The following is a 17,145-nucleotide window of genomic DNA, read 5'->3' as shown; positions in this document are numbered from 1 at the left end:
TTTCCTTTTTATTGTCCGTTGCGATGGGCAATCCAATGCAAGAGCCCGTGAATCACGAGATTATCGACGATTTTCACTTGATTATCATGAACAAATGCCTCGGGCAAGGCCTGCACGACTCTGGCCGCGCCGCCGCCGGTGATAATGATATCGACCGGTTTGCCCCCGCCCGTTTTGTCTTTCAGACGGCCATGCATCATCATCAACGCGCCGCAAACGGCATCCATCATGCCGCTGGCAATGGCGTTCGGCGTTGTGGTTGGGAACGGATATACCTTGCCGATGGGACGGTTGAGGTTGGCGGTTTTGAGTGCCATCGCCTCTTTCATCAAGTGGAAACCGGGCATGATGGTGCCGCCGAGATAATGATTGTCTTCCGTCAGCGCGTCGGTGGTTACGGCGGTGCCGCAGCTGACGACGATGCAAGCGTTTTGCGTAAAGCGGCGGCTGCCCAGCGCATTAAACCAGCGGTCGGAACCATGTTCTTCAGGGCGGCGGTAATGGTTGCGGATGCCCAAAGCCTGCGGCATGGAAGACAGCCATTCGACCGGACGGGTCAATTGTTCTTCCACCATCGCTTTTTTGACCGAACCGCACACGGCGCAACCGACAATCTTCACATCTTCATCGGCAAATCGCAGCCATTCTTCGCCCAGCTTGGCCAAATCACGATACGGCGCGCGGCTGACTTCGGTAAATGTGCCGTTCTCCACCCATGCCCATTTCAACTGGCTGTTGCCGCCGTCCAGCAGCAAAAAGCGTTCCGGCTTGGCGGTGGCGGGTTGTGCTGGGCGGTTATCCGGGCGCAAGCTGATTTCGCCGCTGACAATGGTTTTCTCACCCTCGCCCGTCAGCAAACGCAACGCGCCTTGCGCGTCCACGCCTTTGACCACGCCTTCGTGGACAACGCGCCCTTCTTGAAGCAGCAAGACCGGCCTGCCTGTGTCGCGGTTGGCGGCATCGTATTCGCCGACACATGATGCAAATCCATTTTGCGCGTATTCGTTCAACAGCGCATCAAGTTGCGCCAATACCGCATTCAATAAGGCTTCGACGCTTACGCCCTGCTTAGAGGCCGTCTGAAACAAAGCCTGCACGGAAGTAGCGTTTTCCACTTCTTTCGGCAATACAAAATTAATGCCGATGCCGATGACGGCGACGGTTTTATTCTCTACCCGCGTCGTTTCAATCAACACGCCGGCCAATTTATCGTTGGCCACGACCAAATCGTTCGGCCACTTGATGTTCACGTCCAAACCGATATCGGCAAGCGCGCGGCGGCAAGCCAATGCCACCACCAACGCCAGCGAACCAAGTTCATACTGCGGCTTGTCAAACGCCCAGCCCAGGCTGAACATCAAGCATTCGCCCTGTCGGTTGACCCAGCTTCGCCCCTGCCGTCCGCGCCCTTTGGTTTGAAAATGCGCCACACACAAGGCCTTGTGCGCCAAACCTGCCGACCGGCGCGCCAACGCCATGATTTCATCGTTGCTGGACGAGCATTCGTGTTTCAACTGCGCGCGAAAACCATGTTTCCCGGCCATTTGTTGCAGAGATTCTTCGGCAAACACAGCCAATGGGCGCACCAAGCGCCATTGCCCGTCATGCTGGCGCAGCAAACCGCGGATATGGCCCGGCATCTGCTGCCAGAATCCGTTTAATTGTTGCGGCTTCATCCCGGCCGCACGCGCCAGCTGAGAAACGTGTTGCGGCAGGCCGTCTGAAAGCGCGGCGAGCAAGGCCCAATGGCGGCTGTTCAAATCCGTCATGCGCCTCCTCCGGCTTCACGGATTTTCGCCAACGTTTTGGTGGTCGAAGTCTGGTGTAAAAACGGAATCGAAAATACTTTGCCGCCGCGCGCAAACGTCTCGGCCGCACCGACAATCTTATCCACAGGCCAATCGCCGCCTTTAATCAATACATCGGGTTTGACCATTTCAATCAACGCGGCCGGCGTATCGTCATCAAACCATGTAACCAAATCCACGCTCGCCAATGCCGCTGCCACTGCCGCGCGGTTTTCCAAAGGATTAATCGGGCGGTCGTCCCCTTTGCCCTGACGGCGCACCGAAGCATCGGTATTCAACGCCAATACCAAAGCCGCACCTGCCGATCGCGCCTGCGCCAGATACGTTACATGGCCTCGGTGGAGAATATCGAAACAGCCGTTGGTAAACACCAGCGGACGGGGCAATGCCGCCAAACGCTCCGCCAGCTTTTCGGGCGGACAAATTTTGGATTCGAATTCTGGAGCTGACCATTCGGACATGATGCGGTTCCTTTGGGAATAAAACAGAAAATAATCGGGGTATTATAAAGGATAACGGCGAAACACCATAAAAAGATACCGAACGGTACGATATTCGGGCCTGACTGCGTATTCATCGGCATTTGACAGACACCGCAGACGCCGTTTTTGCCGCTGCCATGATGGAACGGTTTGATGAATACTGTTTTTGAAACCCAATAAACTTGAAGTAAAATTCAGGGCATAAACGGAAAAAAGCCTGCATACAATATGCAGGCTTTCATCTGGGGTGGCTGATGGGGCTCGAACCCACGACAACTGGAATCACAATCCAGGGCTCTACCAACTGAGCTACAGCCACCGTAAAAATTGGCACGCCCGACAGGAATCGAACCTGTAACCCCCGACTTAGAAGGTCGGTGCTCTATCCGGTTGAGCTACGGGCGCTCATGCCGATTCGTGCTTAGAATTTTGTGGTCGGGGCGGTGGGATTCGAACTCACGACCCTCTGCTCCCAAAGCAGATGCGCTAACCGGGCTGCGCTACGCCCCGACTGAAGACCCGAACTATACAGACCCTTTTCATCCCGGTCAACACTTACTTTGCTTTATTTTTCTATTTTTTATTTATCTTATTATTTTTAATCATTTTTTATTTTTATGTTTCGTCATCAGGTCCACTCTTTTGTGTCAGGCCGTCTGAAAAATGCGATAATTTGAACGCAATATTTGTCCCTATTTAGAAGGAAAATCATGACTGCTCAACTTATAGACGGAAAAAAAATCTCCCAGCAACGCATCGAGGCGGTCGCGCAGGCGGTAAAGGCGCGTCAGGAAAAAGGTTTGCACACGCCTTGTTTGGCGGTGGTATTGGTCGGCGACGACCCTGCCAGCGCGGTTTATGTACGCAATAAAAAACTGGCCTGCCAAAAAAGCGGCATTGAATCGCGCTCTTACGAGCTGCCGTCTGAAACCACGCAAGACGATTTGTTGAAACTGGTGGACGAATTGAACGGCGACCCTGCCGTCGACGGTATTTTGGTGCAACTGCCGCTGCCGGCCCACATCGACAGCCAGGCGGTTTTGGAACGTATCGTGCCACATAAAGATGTGGACGGCTTCCACCCTTACAACGTCGGCCGCCTGGTCGTCAAAATGCCGCTGATGCGCCCGTGCACGCCCAAAGGCGTGATGACTTTGTTGGAAGCCTACGGCATCGACCCGAAAGGCAAAAAAGCCGTGATTGTCGGCGCGTCCAATATTGTCGGCCGTCCGCAGGCGTTGGAATTACTGCTGTCCCGCGCGACGGTAACCATCTGCCACAGCGCCACGCAAAACCTTGCCGATGAAGTTGCCGCCGCCGATATTTTGGTGGTCGGCGTGGGCATTCCGAATTTTGTTAAAGGCGAATGGGTCAAACCCGGCGCCGTCGTTATCGATGTGGGCATCAACCGCCTGGACGACGGCAGCCTGTGCGGCGACGTGGAGTTTAACGTTGCCAAAGAACGTGCTTCCATGATTACGCCCGTTCCCGGCGGTGTCGGCCCGATGACGATTGCCACTTTGTTGGAAAACACGCTACACGCGGCCTCATTGCACGATTAACCGCCGTCATTAAATTAGGCCGTCTGAACATGGTTTTTCAGACGGCCTGACCTGTTTTTTGTTTTTTTACCTTATCGGCTTCACATGTCCTTACTCGCTTCCCACACCGACAACCCGACTTTCCGCAACGCTTCCTATATCCTGATGGGTTTGGCTTTGCTGATTGTCTTGCACTACCATCTGCTGCCGCTGCTGCTGTCGGTTATCCTGACCTATATCTTTATTACGCGCACCAACGGCGTCATCCTCAAACTCCGCCGCCGTGTTTTGCCGCGTAACACGCGGCTGCATAAATCGCTCAACGCGCACAATATCAACCTGATTTCCACTACGCTGACGCTGGCCATCGTGTTCAGCATCATCACGATGATGTCTTTGGGCATTTACCACCTGATACACGGCGGCCATGTCGGTTTTATGCTGGCAAAGCTGGCGGCGATTTTGGAAGACACCAAAAACAGCCAAGACCTGCCTGCGGCCATTCTCAATATGCTGCCCAACAATATGGCCGAAATCAAAGCCTCGGCAATCAAGCTGATTGACGAATACCGCGCCGCGCTGACCCGCATCAGTAAAAACAGCATCACGTCCTTCGTGTACATCCTCATCGGCATCATCATCGGCGCCATGCTCAGCTTCCACCGCCTGAAAATGCGTAAAAACCGCCGTAAAATGCCATTGTTTAAAGCCGAATTGGTGCAACGCATCGTCACTTTTGAAACCAGCTTTGAACGCGTGTTCCTCGCCCAAGTCAAAATCTCGCTGATCGACACTTTCCTGACCGGCCTGTACCTTTACTTGGTTTTACCGCTGTTCGGTGTTGAGCTGCCGTTTAAAATGACTGTCCTGATCGTCGCCTTTATCGTCGGCCTGATTCCGGTGGCGGGCAACCTGATTTCCAACACCATCATCATTATTTTGAGCCTCGGCGCATCGCTTTACGTCGCACTCGCCTCGCTGGTGTTCCTCGTTGTCATCCACAAGCTCGAATATTTCCTCAACGCCAAAATCATCGGCTCGGAAATCGAATCCAGCGCGTGGGAATTGCTGGTGGCGATGGTCGTCTTTGAACGCATTTTCGGCATCGGCGGCATCATCGTCGCGCCGGTTTATTACGCCTATTTGAAAAACGAATTGAAACTGCGAAAATTGATTTAATCAGTTGCGTTTATACACACAAAAGGCCGTCTGAAAACGACAATCGGGTTTTCAGACGGCCTTTGCTTTACCTTTTCTTACACTTTACGGCATAATGACAACCACACATTTCTAGAAGAAAGACAAACAATGTCAACCAAAACCCCTTCCCTATTCGGCGGCGCGATGATTATCGCCGGTACGGTTATCGGCGCAGGCATGCTTGCCAACCCGACCGCCACGTCCGGCGTATGGTTTGCCGGCTCGCTGGCCGTGTTGCTGTACACCTGGTTTTCCATGCTCTCCAGCGGCCTGATGATTTTGGAAGTCAACACCCATTATCCGCACGGCGCCAGCTTCGACACCATGGTCAAAGACCTGCTCGGCCCGGCTTGGAACATCATCAACGGCGTTGCCGTCGCTTTCGTTTTATACCTGCTCACCTACGCCTACATCTTCGTCGGCGGCGACCTGACCGCCAAAGGCATCGGCAGCGCGGTAGGCGGCGAAATTTCGCTCTCCGTCGGCCAACTCGTCTTCTTCGGCATCCTCGCCTTTTGCGTTTGGGCATCCGCACGCTTGGTTGACCGCTTCACCAGCATCCTTATCGGCGGCATGGTATTGACCTTTATTTGGGCAACCGGCGGCCTGATTGCCGACGCCAAAATGCCTGTTTTGTTTGACACCCAAGCCCCGGCCGGCACCAGCTACTGGATGTATGCCGCCACCGCCCTGCCCGTCTGCCTTGCGTCATTCGGCTTCCACGGCAACGTCTCCAGCCTGCTCAAATACTTTAAAGGCGACGCGCCCAAAGTAGCCAAATCCCTGTGGTCGGGTACGCTGATTGCCTTAGTGATTTACGTCCTCTGGCAAATCGCCATCCAAGGCAACCTGCCGCGCAGCGAGTTTGCACCGGTTATCGCCGCAGAAGGACAAGTTTCCGTCCTGATCGAAACGCTGTCCAAGTTCGCCCAAACCGGCAATATGGACAAAGTGTTGACCCTGTTCTCCTACATGGCGATCGCAACGTCCTTCCTCGGCGTAACGCTCGGCCTGTTCGACTACATCGCCGACATCTTCAAATGGAACGACAGCATCTCCGGCCGTACCAAAACCGCCGCGCTGACCTTCCTGCCGCCCCTGATTTCCTGCCTGCTCTTCCCTACCGGCTTCGTTACCGCCATCGGCTACGTCGGCCTGGCTGCAACCATCTGGACAGGCATCATCCCCGCCATGCTGCTCTACCGCTCGCGCCATAAATTCGGTGCCGGCAAAAACTACAAAGTTTACGGCGGATTCTGGCTGATGGTTTGGGTCTTCCTCTTCGGCATCATCAACATTGCCGCCCAAATATTGAGCCAAATGGAGCTTGTTCCCGTATTTAAAGGTTAAATTCCCTTAAGGCCGTCTGAAACACCCTCTTTCAGACGGCCTAATTCATTATTTTCCGCTACAATACCCCCTTTCCCCCAACGAACCCCGTCCATGTACGACAATATCCGTTTCCACCTCGACGAAGACTACCCCGACCAGCTCCCGCCCGAAAACGCCGCCACCCATATCGGTATGTATTGGCAGTGGGCGGCGCAGGCAGGCCTCGTCAACCCCGTCTGGCAAACCGCCCCCGAAACTGCGGCCGACTTCGCCGCCATGACCGCAGGTACAATCAGCGGACGGCACTTCCTGCTCAAACACATGGACGGCGCATTGACGGCGGACGACTTTACCGAACTCGGCCAACGGTTTACCGAGTTCTACTACACCGACGAAGAAGACGGCTACGGCGCATTTATGGAAGACTACGTCCTCGCCCTCGACACACCCTCGCTCGGCGGCTTCTACCACGTCAAAAACACCCCGGAAACCTTCGCCAAACTGACACCCGTTTTTCAGACGGCCTTTGAAAAATGGCAAAGCAGTTTGAAAGCAAAAAAATAAGGGCCCGAACCATGAAACTCATCATCCTCGACCGCGACGGCGTCATCAATCAAGACCGCGACGATTTCGTCAAATCCGTTGACGAATGGATTCCCATCGAAGGCAGCATGGATGCCATCGCCTTTTTAACGCAGGCAGGCTACACCATTGCCGTGGCCACCAACCAATCCGGCATCGGCCGCAAATACTTTACCGTGCAAGACCTGACCGAAATGCACGCGAAAATGCACCGCCTTGCCGTTCAAGCCGGCGGCACCATCGACGGCATATGGTTTTGCCCGCATACCGCCGTCGACAACTGCGAATGCCGCAAACCCAAACCCGGCATGATTCTCGACATCATCGAACGCTTCAAGGCCGATGCCGCCGAAACCTGGCTGGTCGGCGACAGCCTGCGCGACCTGCAGGCCATTGATGCCGCTGGCGGCAAATCTGCGCTCGTCCTGACCGGCAAAGGCAAAAAAACGCTGGCCCAACACGAACAAGACCTGCCCGAACACACCCAAATCTTCGACAACCTGCTCGCTTTCTCGCAATACATCATGCGCGAAAACACACAAATCGAAGAAACCGCGCAAGCCATCTTATAAACAAACGACAAGGCCGTCTGAAACCTGATCACACCGGCGTTCAGACGGCCTTCCAACGACAGACTATTTCCCGATATGCTGATTATCCGCAACCTGATTTACTGGTTCATCCTTTCCTCCAGCATTATTTTGCTGTTCCCCTTTATGCTGCTTGCCCTGCCCTTCCAAGGCGGCGCGCACAAAATGGCACAAGTTTGGGTACGCATCCTCAACTGGTCGCTCAAACGCATCATCGGTTTGAACTACACCTTAAGCGGCGCGGAAAACATTCCCGACCGACCGGCCATCATTTGCGCCAAACACCAAAGCGGCTGGGAAACCCTCGCCCTGCAAGAAATTTTTCCGCCTCAAGTCTATGTTGCCAAACGCGAACTCTTCAAAATCCCTTTCTTCGGCTGGGGCTTGAAACTGGTTAAAACCATAGGCATCGACCGCAGCAACAGCCGCGAAGCCAACAGGCAGCTGATAGAACAAGGCCTTGCGCGCAAAAACGAAGGCTACTGGATTACCATTTTCCCTGAAGGCACACGCCTGCCGCCCGGCGAAAAAGGCCGCTACAAGCTCGGCGGCGCGCGTATGGCAAAAATGTTTGAGATGGACATCGTCCCCGTCGCGCTCAACAGCGGCGAGTTTTGGCCGCGCAACTCCTTCCTCAAATACCCCGGCACCGTCAGCGTCATCATCGGCAAACCCATTGCCTACGGCAGCGGCAACGAAGCCGAACTCATGGCTCAATGCGAGCAATGGATAGAAAGCCAACAGCCCATGATTACCGGACAAGGTCCGTTCGCGCCACAAACCAAATAAATTATTCCATCGGGTGGGCCGCCATGCCCGCCCCTCTCCCTCAAACACCATGCCCCGCCTCCATACACACACCCTTTCAGACGGCCTGACCATTCATATCCAGCTCAAACGCAGTGCCAAGAAAAACCTCATCTTGCGCCCCGTTTCCGCCGATACCGTCAGCATCAATATCCCGCCGTTTGTGACCCAGCGCAACTTTACCCAATGGCTGACCGACAACGAGGCCATCCTGCGCCGTACCCTAAATAAAACACCAGCCCGGCAAACACCCACCGACACGCTTCCAGAATGGATTTGGTATCAAGGCGTTCAGACGGCCTTGTCCGTCCACACAGCAAACCACATCCAAATCAGGCCGTCTGAAATCCTGTTGCCCGAAAAAGAAACCGCCGCCCAACTCACCCATTTGCGCCGCTTCCTGCACGAGCGTGCGCGCGAATATCTGCTGCCGCGCCTCGAAAGCCATATCCGAAGCACCCGCCTGACCCCGAGCGCCATTTCCCTGTCCAACGCCAAAACCTTCTGGGGCGTTTGCCGCCACACCACCGGCATCCGCCTCAACTGGCGGCTCATCGGCGTGCCCGAATATGTCGCCGACTACGTCTGCCTGCACGAACTCGCCCACCTGCGCCACCCCGACCACAGCCCTGCATTTTGGGCACTGACCCACTCGTTCACACCGCATGTCGATCAAGCCAAACAATGGCTGAAGGCACACGGCGGCGAATTGTTCCTTCTCGGCTAAGCCTTTACTTTCAGTATTTTTCTGCAAGCAAACACCGGTCCAAAGCAAAGAATCAACGCCCTCCAAACAAATCATGTAGCCGCGCGTAAAATCGAGTTTATCCGCTTGCCGCCCCTCAGTCATGCCGATAAGATGATGTCGTTCTCCAAACCCTTTTCAGAAAGGAAAACCGATGACCAAAGCAAAATCGTTACTGGCCACCGGCATTTTGACTCTTTTCTCCGCCACGGCATTCGCCTCCCCGCTGCCTTCCGAAATCTACCGTCCGGCAGGCGCACACACCATCAAAGCTGATCATCAAGGTGACGGCGAGTTTGAATACGAAGCCGAGCTTTCCGGCCGACACAATTCCATTCCTTCCCTGGACAAAAAAGTGATCGCCCACGCGCGCAGCAAAGGTTTCCATGTGGTCGAGTCTGAAATCAAACACGACGATGCCGATCTGAAATTCAAACGCGGCAAACAAGAGCTGGACGTTTCCATCGAAGACAAAGGCCAAGGCCGCATCGAATACAAAGCCGATTTGGACTTGGACAAAAACTAAATCCAAACCGCAAACAAAGGCCGTCTGAAATCCCATCGGGTTTCAGACGGCCTTTTGTCGTCTTTATCAGATAAAATGGCCGTCGGTTTACAAAATTTCCAACTCAAAACATTGTACAATCTGCCCACTTATACCGATAACATCCCCAACATTGCCATGAAAAAACGTCTGCTCCTCCTTACCATCCTGCCCCTTTCCCTTCACGCCGCCGATGTGCCGCCCAACGTAAAACCCGAGCTTCAAGTCAACACTGCCGAACCTCAACAACCCGAAGCGCACAACATCCCTGCCGAACAGACAAACAGGCCGTCTGAAAAAATCATCAACGTCGATGCCGACACCCTGCTTGCCAACACAGAACTACTGGCACGCGCCATGTATTCCGCCGTCGTCGCCCACAACATCCCCGGCATCAAAGCCGTTTTGCCCATTTACGAACAATGGCCAAAACACGACCGCGCCATGGCGCGCTATGCCAAAGGTTTGCTTGCCCAATCCGAAGGGCGAGCCGCCGAAGCCATCGGCCATTACCGCCGCTTTATCGCCGAGCAGCCCGATGCCTCCGCCGTCCGCTGGCAGCTTGCAACCGCCTTGTTTGAAGACAAACAAAACGAAGCCGCGGCCGACCAGTTCGACAAACTGCAAACCGAATCCCTCCCGCCCGCCTTGCAAGAACGCATCGAAACCTACCGCAAAGCCCTGCGTGAACGCGACTCATGGCAATTCGACGCCGGCTTGAACATCACGCGCGAACAAAACATCAACCAAGCCCCTAGACAACGCCGTCTGGGCAACCACCTGAGCGACGAACAATGCCGCACCGTGCGCCTTGCCTATCCCGACGACGACTGCTTCCGAGGCTGGACATTCCCAGAACCCATCGATGCTACCGCCGTCCACTACCAAATCGGTGCAGAAAAAAAATGGTCGCTGCCCCGCGGCTTCTATGCCACTGCAGGCGCAGACCACTACGGCAAAATCTACCCCAAACACACCAACTACAACGACCTCACCACACGCTTCTCGGCAGGCATCGGCTATGCCGACCAGCGCAGCGATATCGGCATTACCCCGTTCCACGAACGCCGCTTCTATGGCAACGACCCCTACACCTACACCAACGGCGCACGCCTCCACTACAACCATTGGTGGCAGCCCAAGCTGCAAACCCTCAGCGCATTTGAAGCAGGCCGTCTGAAAAACAGCCGCCGCGAACATTCCGACAACACCAGCCAACTGCTCAGCAATTCCATCATTTACTACCGCAACGCGCGCCAATACTGGATAGCCGGTATCGACCTCTACCGCGAACGCAACCGTGACGACAAAAGCGACAGCTTCAACCGCTACGCCCTGCGCACCACATGGGGACAAGAGTGGCCCAAAGGCCTCTCCACCATCCTACGCCTCAGCGCCGCCCAACGCCGTTACCAAGCCCCCGGTTTCTTCAGTAACGAACAAAACCGCCGCGACAAAGAAGCTTCCGCCTCCCTGAGCATATGGCACCGCGCCCTCCATTTCAAAGGCATCACCCCGCGCCTGACCATTGCCCACAACAAAACATGGAGCAACGACAAGTTCTACGAATACGGCAAAACCAAAATGTTTGTCGAATTGAGCAAAACGTTCTGACAAGTAGAAACCAAAGCCATATTGCCCACACTGTGATGCAATCTCTATTTTGACTGTTTTAAACTCACAAGGCCGTCTGAACCTTTTCAGACGGCCCATATTTTTGATAAACCCTCAAATTTTCCATTGTATAAACGAAATTTTATAACAGCATTAAATATCAATTTAAAAAAATAAACTGATTTTAAATTCTATAAAATAATTAAAATAAAGAAATTTTAGAATAAAATTGCTAAAACAAAAAATCAAGCCTTGTTTAATTCTGCTAAAACCTGTAACCTGTATCAAAAATAAACAAGAGAGTTCATCATGTCCCAACACCACCCTACTGACGATATTAAGATCAAAGAAGTCAAAGAGTTACTCCCTCCAATCGCGCATTTGTATGAGCTGCCTGTTACGCCTCAGGTTGCCAATTTGGTTTATAAAACACGTCATGAGATTTCGGATTTGGTTCACGGCCGCGACAACCGTTTACTGGTCATCATCGGCCCATGCTCGATTCACGATACTAAGGCGGCGGTTGAATATGCGCAAAAATTGCTGCCCTTGCGCAAAAAATATGAGAAAGAGCTGCTGATTGTAATGCGCGTGTATTTTGAAAAACCGCGTACAACCGTTGGCTGGAAAGGTCTGATTAACGATCCGCACTTGGACGGTACGTTTGACATCAACTACGGCCTGCGCCAAGCGCGTCAGTTGTTGCTGACTTTGAACGAAATGGGCATGCCTGCTTCGACTGAATTCTTGGACATGATTACGCCGCAATACTACGCCGACCTGATTTCTTGGGGCGCGATTGGTGCGCGCACGACTGAAAGCCAGGTACACCGCGAATTGGCCAGCGGCCTCTCCTGCCCTGTTGGTTTTAAAAACGGTACGGACGGCAATCTGAAAATCGCCATCGACGCCATCGGCGCCGCCAATCATCCGCACCACTTCCTGTCTGTAACCAAAGCCGGTCATTCTGCGATTGTCCACACCAGCGGCAACCCTGACTGCCATGCGATTTTGCGTGGCGGTAAAGAGCCTAATTACAGCGCGGAACACGTTAAAGACGCGGTAGCGCAGCTTCAAAAAGCCGGAGTGAGCAGCAACCTGATGGTGGACTGCAGCCATGCCAACAGCCGTAAAGACTTCCGCAAACAAATGGACGTGGCGCGCGATGTTGCGGCGCAGCTGAGGGCCGGTGAAAAACACATTATGGGCGTAATGGTGGAAAGCCACTTGGTTGAAGGCCGCCAAGACAAGCCTGAAGTTTACGGTCAAAGTATTACGGATGCCTGCATCGGTTGGGATACGACTGAAGAATTGCTGGCCCTGCTTGCCGAAGCGAAAGGTTACCAAGCGTAAGTGCGACATCATTTAAAAGACCGGATATATGCCGGTCTTTTTTGTGTCTGTCATTTTGATTTCTTTGCTCGAGATACCGAGCAAATTTTAGTCAGGTTTAACATCAAAACAATATATCAGAAAATATTCAGGCCGTCTGAAAACCCGATCACTCAGGTTTTCAGACGGCCTCTACTACTTTTCTTTTCAATTAAAACGTGTGTTTAACCGTTGCAGTCACACTACGCGGCGTGCCGTAAACGTGAATATCCGGCATGGTGCGGTAGCGTTTGTTGAACACGTTTTCAAAGTCCAAACTGATGCGGGTGGATTTGCCGATTTTGTAATGACCGGTCAAATCGAGCGTTGCGTATGGACGTTGGGTCAACGCGGCCGCGGCGGCTGGATTGATGTCTGCAGGGTATTCGTCGAGCGTGTGGCTACGGCTTTGCCAGTTGACGTTGGCACCCAGGTTCAAACGGTCGGTCACGTCATACGCGGTAAAGAGTTTGAACAGATGAACCGGATAAGACGGATGCAGTTGAACCCCTTCGCTGTCTTTGATTTTGGAACGTGCATAAGACGCATTCAACAGCCATTTATCGCTCAGGCGACCGCCGACAGAGAGCTCCACGCCTTTTGTCGTGGTGTTGTCGGCTGCGCGGTAGTATTCCTCGCCATTCGCAAATTTGCCTGCGACAACGCCCAAATGGTCGCGTTTGTTCATAAAGACGGAGGCGGAAGCATTCAGACGGCCTTCAAACCATGAGGCTTTCAAACCGGTCTCGTAGGTTTTGCCGCGCTGCGGTTTGAGCGCTGCGCCGTCTTTGGTCAGGTAACGCACTTGCGGACGGAAAATGGTGGTGTAAGACGCATAGGCGGTCAGATTGTCTCCTATGTCGTAGGTTACGCCCAAATAAGGAATGAAAACGTTTTGTTTGTGGCTGCTGTGTGCGAATTTGTTACGGCTGGTGCTGTAACGGTAACGCCAATCCACAAAACGGCCGCCGCCGATAAAGGCGAGCTTGTCGGTCAGTTTGAAACGGGTCGAGCCGTAAACCGACAGGTTTTTCATGCGTGAAAAACCATCGCGCAGATACGGCATATCGGGTTTAGCGATGTTGCCGTTAAAGAGGCGCAAGTCAGGAATCATCGATTCGCCTTCTTCATAGAAAGACAGATTTTCTTTGTTGTCCTGATAGCTGATGCCGACATTGAACTCGTGCGAGCGGCCCAGCGCTGGATAATTGCCGTCCAAGGCCAGCGCAAAATTCTGATCGCGGTATTTGCTGCGGTCGCGGTCTGAAGTGAAAAGTGCAGAGTAATCGGGATTGATTTCAAATGTACCGGCAATGCCTGAAACGATGTCGTTTTTACCCGAAACATGGCTGTAATCGCCTGTCAGTTTCCAGCCGTTGTCAAACTCATGGCTGAGGGAAGTAAATACTTCGGCACTGTTGTCTTTACCGTATGCCCAGCGTGCGGAAGAATTGCTGCGTGGCGAAGATTCAAACGGTTTGAATCCGTCTTTGCGATTACCTGCTGCTGTCAGATAGCTGAAACGCGAGCTGCCGGTATTGCGGAAACGGTGTATTTCCGTACCGAGGCGCCATTGGGTTTGCGGCGTGAGCTCGTAAGACAAAATGCCATAGAAAGTGTGATTGTGGCGCGAAGTGTTCGGCAGGTAATCGCCGCCGTGGTCGCTGACCAAAATGGCGCGGCCGCGCAAGGTATTGTCGGCATTCAGAGGATGATTGGCATCAAGGACGAAACGGTAGTGGTTCCACAAACCGACACCGGCTTCCACGCTGATGGCTGGCTTGGCAGTCGGTTTTTTACGTTCCAACGCAACTGTACCGCCCGGCTCGCCCATACCGCCGTTGGACAAACCGCTTGCGCCGCGCACTACTACGACTTGTTCGTACAATGCGCTGTCCAGATTGTTGGTGCCGCGGCGGATGGCTTTACCGTCGTAAAGGAATTTGGGCGCGCCGTCCACGGAAATGCTGTCAATCGCCTGACTGCGCGAAATAAATTGGCTGTGGCCGGAGACGTTGTTGCCCATTTTGCTGTGGAACACGCCCGGCGTTTGTTTCAACACGTCCTGCAAGGTATCCAAACCTTGGTCGTCCATTTGTTTTTCGGTAACGACAGACAAGGACTGCGGCGTTTCGCGCTGGGTCAGGCGGATGCCTGTTGCGGCGGAAGATGCGGGAATGGTGTAGTTGGAAGTAGTCTGTTTTCCAACACCTTGGACGGTAACTGTCGGCAAATCGACATGTTCTTGCGGCTGGCTATTTTCTACTTCGGTTGCGAAAGAATACGCCGAACACAAAGCCAGACTGACGGCAAAGCTTAATTTGCCATAGGGAAATACGGGTAGTGACATAGCTTCTCCAGTTAGCTGATGTTTTAATTTGGTGGCAGATTCTATCAAAAAGATGTAGTCCGATGAAACTATGTTCTAATCCCTATTCTCTAAGTAGTTTGTTTAATTAGAAATATTTATTTGTTTGCTAGTTATAAATAACTAAAAAGGCCGTCTGAAAACTGAATCATCAGGTTTTCAGACGGCCTCAATCTTTTTATCACAAAAAATCAGTCTGCCAATTTTCGTGCCAATTCTGCCAAACGTTTACCTTGTGCAAAGGCAATGTCGTTTTCTTCGGCGGTCAAGGTCGGCTTGCTGTCGTGGCCGGAAACATGGCTTGCGCCGTAAGGCGTGCCGCCGCTTTGGGTATTGCTGAGCGCGGACTCGGTATAGGGAATGCCGCTGATGACCATGCCGTGGTGCAACAGGGGCAGCATCATGGTCAGCAGGGTAGTTTCTTGGCCGCCGTGCAGAGAAGATGTGCTGGTGAATACGGTGGCAGGTTTGCCGACGAGTTCTGCGCCGAGCCAAAGGGGAATGGTGCCGTCGATAAAGTATTTCATCGCGGCGGCCATATTGCCGAAACGTGTCGGGCTGCCGAGCGCGAGGCCGGCGCAATTTTTGAGGTCGTCGGCAGTCGCATAGGGCGCGCCTTCGTCTGGAACGGCTTTTTCAACAGCTTCGCAAACGGTGGAAACTTTGGGCACGGTACGCAATACGGCTTCGCAACCGTCCACGCTTTCGATGCCGCGTGCGATTTGGCGGGCAAGGTTGCGCGTGCTGCCGTTTTGGGAATAAAAGAGGACGAGGATTTTCAGGGGATTTGGGTTCATTTGGGGTTTCCGTTACAATGCTGTCAGGTTTCAGACGGCCTTTTAAATACTCGGGCCGTCTGAAAAGAAAAAATTTCAATTTAAAAGTGGGAAAAGGTTATGCCGTTTTCGCAATGGTGGCAAGGTTTTTTAAAGAGTAAAGGCGTGGCGTTCGCTTGGTTTGTCGTGCGCCGTTTTGATGAGGAGCGTGTGCCGCAGGTAGCGGCAAGCATGACGTTTACGACACTTTTGGCTTTGGTGCCCGTGTTGACGGTGATGATCGTCATCGCGTCGGCCTTCCCTGTTTTCGACCAATGGTCGGGGGCGTTTGTCTCGTTCATCAACCGCACCATCGTACCGCAGGGCGCGGACATGGTGTTTGACTACATCAATGCGTTCCGCGATAAGGCCACCAAGCTGACGGCGATCGGTAGTGTAATGTTGGTCGTAACCTCGCTGATGCTGATTCGGACGATAGACAATGCGTTCAACCGGATTTGGCGCGTCAATTCGCAACGGCCTTGGATGATGCAGTTTTTGGTGTATTGGGCGTTGCTGACGTTTGGACCTTTGTCTTTGGGCGTGGGCTTGTCGGTCGTAATCGGTCAGGTGCAAGTAGTGGGCGGCTCGGAATGGCTGAGGGTCATAACCACGGTTTCATTTATTACGATACTGCTGTGGGGCTTATACCGCTTTGTGCCCAACCGTTTCGTACCTGCCAGCCATGCTTTGGTCGGCGCGGCCGTAACGGCGTTTTGTTTGGAAACGGCACGCTTTTTGTTCGCTTGGTACATGGGCAACTTTGACGGCTACAAATCGATTTACGGCGCATTTGCCGCGGTACCGTTTTTCCTGTTGTGGCTCAACCTGTTGTGGACGCTGGTATTGGGCGGCGCGGTTTTGACCTCGTCCCTGTCCTATTGGCGCGGCGAAGCGTTCCGCCGCAGTCTGGATGCGCGCGGCCGCTTTGACGATGTATTGAAAATCCTGCTGCTGCTCGATTCTGCCCAACAAAACGGTAAGGCATTGCCGGTGCAGGAGTTCAGACGGCATATCAATATGGGCTACGATGAATTGGGCGAGCTTTTGGAAAAACTGGCGCGACACGGCTATGTCTATTTCGGCCGTCAGGGCTGGGTCTTGAAAATGGGGGCGGAGTCCATCGACTTGGCGGAGCTGTTTAAACTCTTTGTCTACCGTCCGCAAACGCTTAATAAAGACAAGGTCAATCAAACGGTTGACCACATCATGCAGCCCTGCTTGGAAACCTTGAACATGACGCTGGCCGAGTTCGGCGCCCATACGAAAAAACAATCCTCTTAAACCTGACGCCGTCTGAAAGCAAAAATATCAAGTTTCAGACGGCCTTATATATTGCGTTCCGT

At 53.2% G+C, this 17,145-nt stretch carries 15 protein-coding genes and 3 tRNA genes; 11 read left to right on the top strand and 7 right to left on the bottom strand.

All coding sequences use genetic code 11. From position 1 onward, the window contains the following. Nucleotides 1-8 precede the first annotated feature (8 nt). From HMPREF2551_RS00290 to HMPREF2551_RS00270, 5 genes are all read right to left on the bottom strand, one after another. A complete protein-coding gene (locus HMPREF2551_RS00290; protein ID WP_070836725.1) occupies nt 9-1,769 on the bottom strand; it encodes a bifunctional biotin--[acetyl-CoA-carboxylase] ligase/type III pantothenate kinase in 1,761 nt (586 codons plus the stop codon). Beyond that, nucleotides 1,766-2,272, bottom strand: coding sequence for an adenylyltransferase/cytidyltransferase family protein (locus tag HMPREF2551_RS00285; RefSeq protein WP_107723979.1), 507 nt, complete (start codon nt 2,270-2,272; stop codon nt 1,766-1,768). Before HMPREF2551_RS00285 ends, HMPREF2551_RS00290 begins: the two co-directional genes overlap by 4 nt. A 261-nt stretch (nt 2,273-2,533) precedes the next feature. Continuing rightward, nucleotides 2,534-2,609, bottom strand: a tRNA-His gene (locus HMPREF2551_RS00280). Nucleotides 2,610-2,618: 9 nt separating this feature from the next. Then, nucleotides 2,619-2,695: transfer RNA gene (locus tag HMPREF2551_RS00275), tRNA-Arg, on the bottom strand. A gap of 27 nt (nt 2,696-2,722) precedes the next feature. Further along, a tRNA-Pro gene (locus HMPREF2551_RS00270) sits at nt 2,723-2,800 on the bottom strand. 200 nt (nt 2,801-3,000) lie between these two features. Between HMPREF2551_RS00270 and folD the strand changes: the two genes are divergently transcribed. The 10 genes from folD (at nt 3,001) to aroG (ending at nt 12,598) form a co-directional block, all read left to right on the top strand. Then, nucleotides 3,001-3,852 (top strand): bifunctional methylenetetrahydrofolate dehydrogenase/methenyltetrahydrofolate cyclohydrolase FolD, encoded by an 852-nt coding sequence (gene folD / locus HMPREF2551_RS00265; RefSeq protein ID WP_070836724.1) that lies wholly within the window; start codon nt 3,001-3,003, stop codon nt 3,850-3,852. A gap of 84 nt (nt 3,853-3,936) precedes the next feature. Continuing rightward, complete coding sequence (locus HMPREF2551_RS00260) at nt 3,937-5,010, top strand: AI-2E family transporter (RefSeq protein WP_070836723.1); 1,074 nt, start codon at nt 3,937-3,939, stop codon at nt 5,008-5,010. Nucleotides 5,011-5,139: 129 nt separating this feature from the next. After that, nucleotides 5,140-6,381 carry an aromatic amino acid transporter gene (locus HMPREF2551_RS00255; protein WP_070836722.1) on the top strand — a complete coding sequence of 414 codons (1,242 nt, stop codon included), beginning with the start codon at nt 5,140-5,142 and terminating at the stop codon, nt 6,379-6,381. Between the two features lie 93 nt (nt 6,382-6,474). Beyond that, entirely contained in the window at nt 6,475-6,927 is a 453-nt protein-coding gene (locus HMPREF2551_RS00250) for a DUF7832 domain-containing protein (RefSeq protein ID WP_070836721.1), read from the top strand. An 11-nt stretch (nt 6,928-6,938) separates the two neighbouring features. Next, nucleotides 6,939-7,517 (top strand): D-glycero-beta-D-manno-heptose 1,7-bisphosphate 7-phosphatase, encoded by a 579-nt coding sequence (gmhB, locus tag HMPREF2551_RS00245; RefSeq protein ID WP_003749152.1) that lies wholly within the window; start codon nt 6,939-6,941, stop codon nt 7,515-7,517. A gap of 75 nt (nt 7,518-7,592) precedes the next feature. After that, a complete protein-coding gene (locus tag HMPREF2551_RS00240) occupies nt 7,593-8,324 on the top strand; it encodes a lysophospholipid acyltransferase family protein (RefSeq protein WP_070836720.1) in 732 nt (243 codons plus the stop codon). 49 nt (nt 8,325-8,373) lie between these two features. Continuing rightward, nucleotides 8,374-9,069 (top strand): M48 family metallopeptidase, encoded by a 696-nt coding sequence (locus tag HMPREF2551_RS00235; RefSeq protein ID WP_070836719.1) that lies wholly within the window; start codon nt 8,374-8,376, stop codon nt 9,067-9,069. Nucleotides 9,070-9,241: 172 nt separating this feature from the next. Continuing rightward, nucleotides 9,242-9,613: a hypothetical protein gene (locus HMPREF2551_RS00230; RefSeq protein ID WP_070836718.1), complete on the top strand. Its 372-nt coding sequence runs from the start codon at nt 9,242-9,244 to the stop codon at nt 9,611-9,613. A gap of 75 nt (nt 9,614-9,688) precedes the next feature. Continuing rightward, nucleotides 9,689-11,245: a surface lipoprotein assembly modifier gene (locus tag HMPREF2551_RS00225; RefSeq protein WP_070836717.1), complete on the top strand. Its 1,557-nt coding sequence runs from the start codon at nt 9,689-9,691 to the stop codon at nt 11,243-11,245. Between the two features lie 309 nt (nt 11,246-11,554). Continuing rightward, a complete protein-coding gene (gene aroG / locus HMPREF2551_RS00220) occupies nt 11,555-12,598 on the top strand; it encodes a 3-deoxy-7-phosphoheptulonate synthase AroG (protein WP_070836716.1) in 1,044 nt (347 codons plus the stop codon). A 190-nt stretch (nt 12,599-12,788) separates the two neighbouring features. On the opposite strand, the gene HMPREF2551_RS00215 is transcribed toward aroG, so the two are convergent. Together HMPREF2551_RS00215 and wrbA are read right to left on the bottom strand one after the other, a co-directional pair. Further along, nucleotides 12,789-14,966, bottom strand: a complete 2,178-nt coding sequence (locus tag HMPREF2551_RS00215; protein ID WP_070836715.1) for a TonB-dependent siderophore receptor — start codon at nt 14,964-14,966, stop codon at nt 12,789-12,791. 209 nt (nt 14,967-15,175) lie between these two features. Further along, nucleotides 15,176-15,781: an NAD(P)H:quinone oxidoreductase gene (gene wrbA, locus HMPREF2551_RS00210; protein WP_070836714.1), complete on the bottom strand. Its 606-nt coding sequence runs from the start codon at nt 15,779-15,781 to the stop codon at nt 15,176-15,178. A gap of 99 nt (nt 15,782-15,880) precedes the next feature. Here wrbA and HMPREF2551_RS00205 point away from each other — a divergent pair, with 99 nt between their 5' ends. Next, nucleotides 15,881-17,083 carry a YihY family inner membrane protein gene (locus HMPREF2551_RS00205; RefSeq protein ID WP_070836713.1) on the top strand — a complete coding sequence of 401 codons (1,203 nt, stop codon included), beginning with the start codon at nt 15,881-15,883 and terminating at the stop codon, nt 17,081-17,083. The last annotated feature ends 62 nt before the right edge of the window (nt 17,084-17,145 follow it).

It is taken from the genome of Neisseria sp. HMSC066H01 (assembly GCF_001837375.1).
Classification (GTDB): domain Bacteria; phylum Pseudomonadota; class Gammaproteobacteria; order Burkholderiales; family Neisseriaceae; genus Neisseria.
This window is presented reverse-complemented; position numbering and strand designations above follow the sequence as displayed.

Coding starts and splice junctions, on each gene's coding strand:
- HMPREF2551_RS00250 (WP_070836721.1), top strand. CDS start 6,475: ATGTACGACAATATCCGTTTCCACCTCGACGAAGACTACCCCGACCAG.
- aroG (WP_070836716.1), top strand. CDS start 11,555: ATGTCCCAACACCACCCTACTGACGATATTAAGATCAAAGAAGTCAAA.
- folD (WP_070836724.1), top strand. CDS start 3,001: ATGACTGCTCAACTTATAGACGGAAAAAAAATCTCCCAGCAACGCATC.
- gmhB (WP_003749152.1), top strand. CDS start 6,939: ATGAAACTCATCATCCTCGACCGCGACGGCGTCATCAATCAAGACCGC.
- HMPREF2551_RS00260 (WP_070836723.1), top strand. CDS start 3,937: ATGTCCTTACTCGCTTCCCACACCGACAACCCGACTTTCCGCAACGCT.
- HMPREF2551_RS00255 (WP_070836722.1), top strand. CDS start 5,140: ATGTCAACCAAAACCCCTTCCCTATTCGGCGGCGCGATGATTATCGCC.
- HMPREF2551_RS00230 (WP_070836718.1), top strand. CDS start 9,242: ATGACCAAAGCAAAATCGTTACTGGCCACCGGCATTTTGACTCTTTTC.
- HMPREF2551_RS00235 (WP_070836719.1), top strand. CDS start 8,374: ATGCCCCGCCTCCATACACACACCCTTTCAGACGGCCTGACCATTCAT.
- HMPREF2551_RS00215 (WP_070836715.1), bottom strand. CDS start 14,966: ATGTCACTACCCGTATTTCCCTATGGCAAATTAAGCTTTGCCGTCAGT.
- HMPREF2551_RS00290 (WP_070836725.1), bottom strand. CDS start 1,769: ATGACGGATTTGAACAGCCGCCATTGGGCCTTGCTCGCCGCGCTTTCA.
- HMPREF2551_RS00205 (WP_070836713.1), top strand. CDS start 15,881: ATGCCGTTTTCGCAATGGTGGCAAGGTTTTTTAAAGAGTAAAGGCGTG.
- HMPREF2551_RS00225 (WP_070836717.1), top strand. CDS start 9,689: ATGGCCGTCGGTTTACAAAATTTCCAACTCAAAACATTGTACAATCTG.
- HMPREF2551_RS00240 (WP_070836720.1), top strand. CDS start 7,593: ATGCTGATTATCCGCAACCTGATTTACTGGTTCATCCTTTCCTCCAGC.
- wrbA (WP_070836714.1), bottom strand. CDS start 15,781: ATGAACCCAAATCCCCTGAAAATCCTCGTCCTCTTTTATTCCCAAAAC.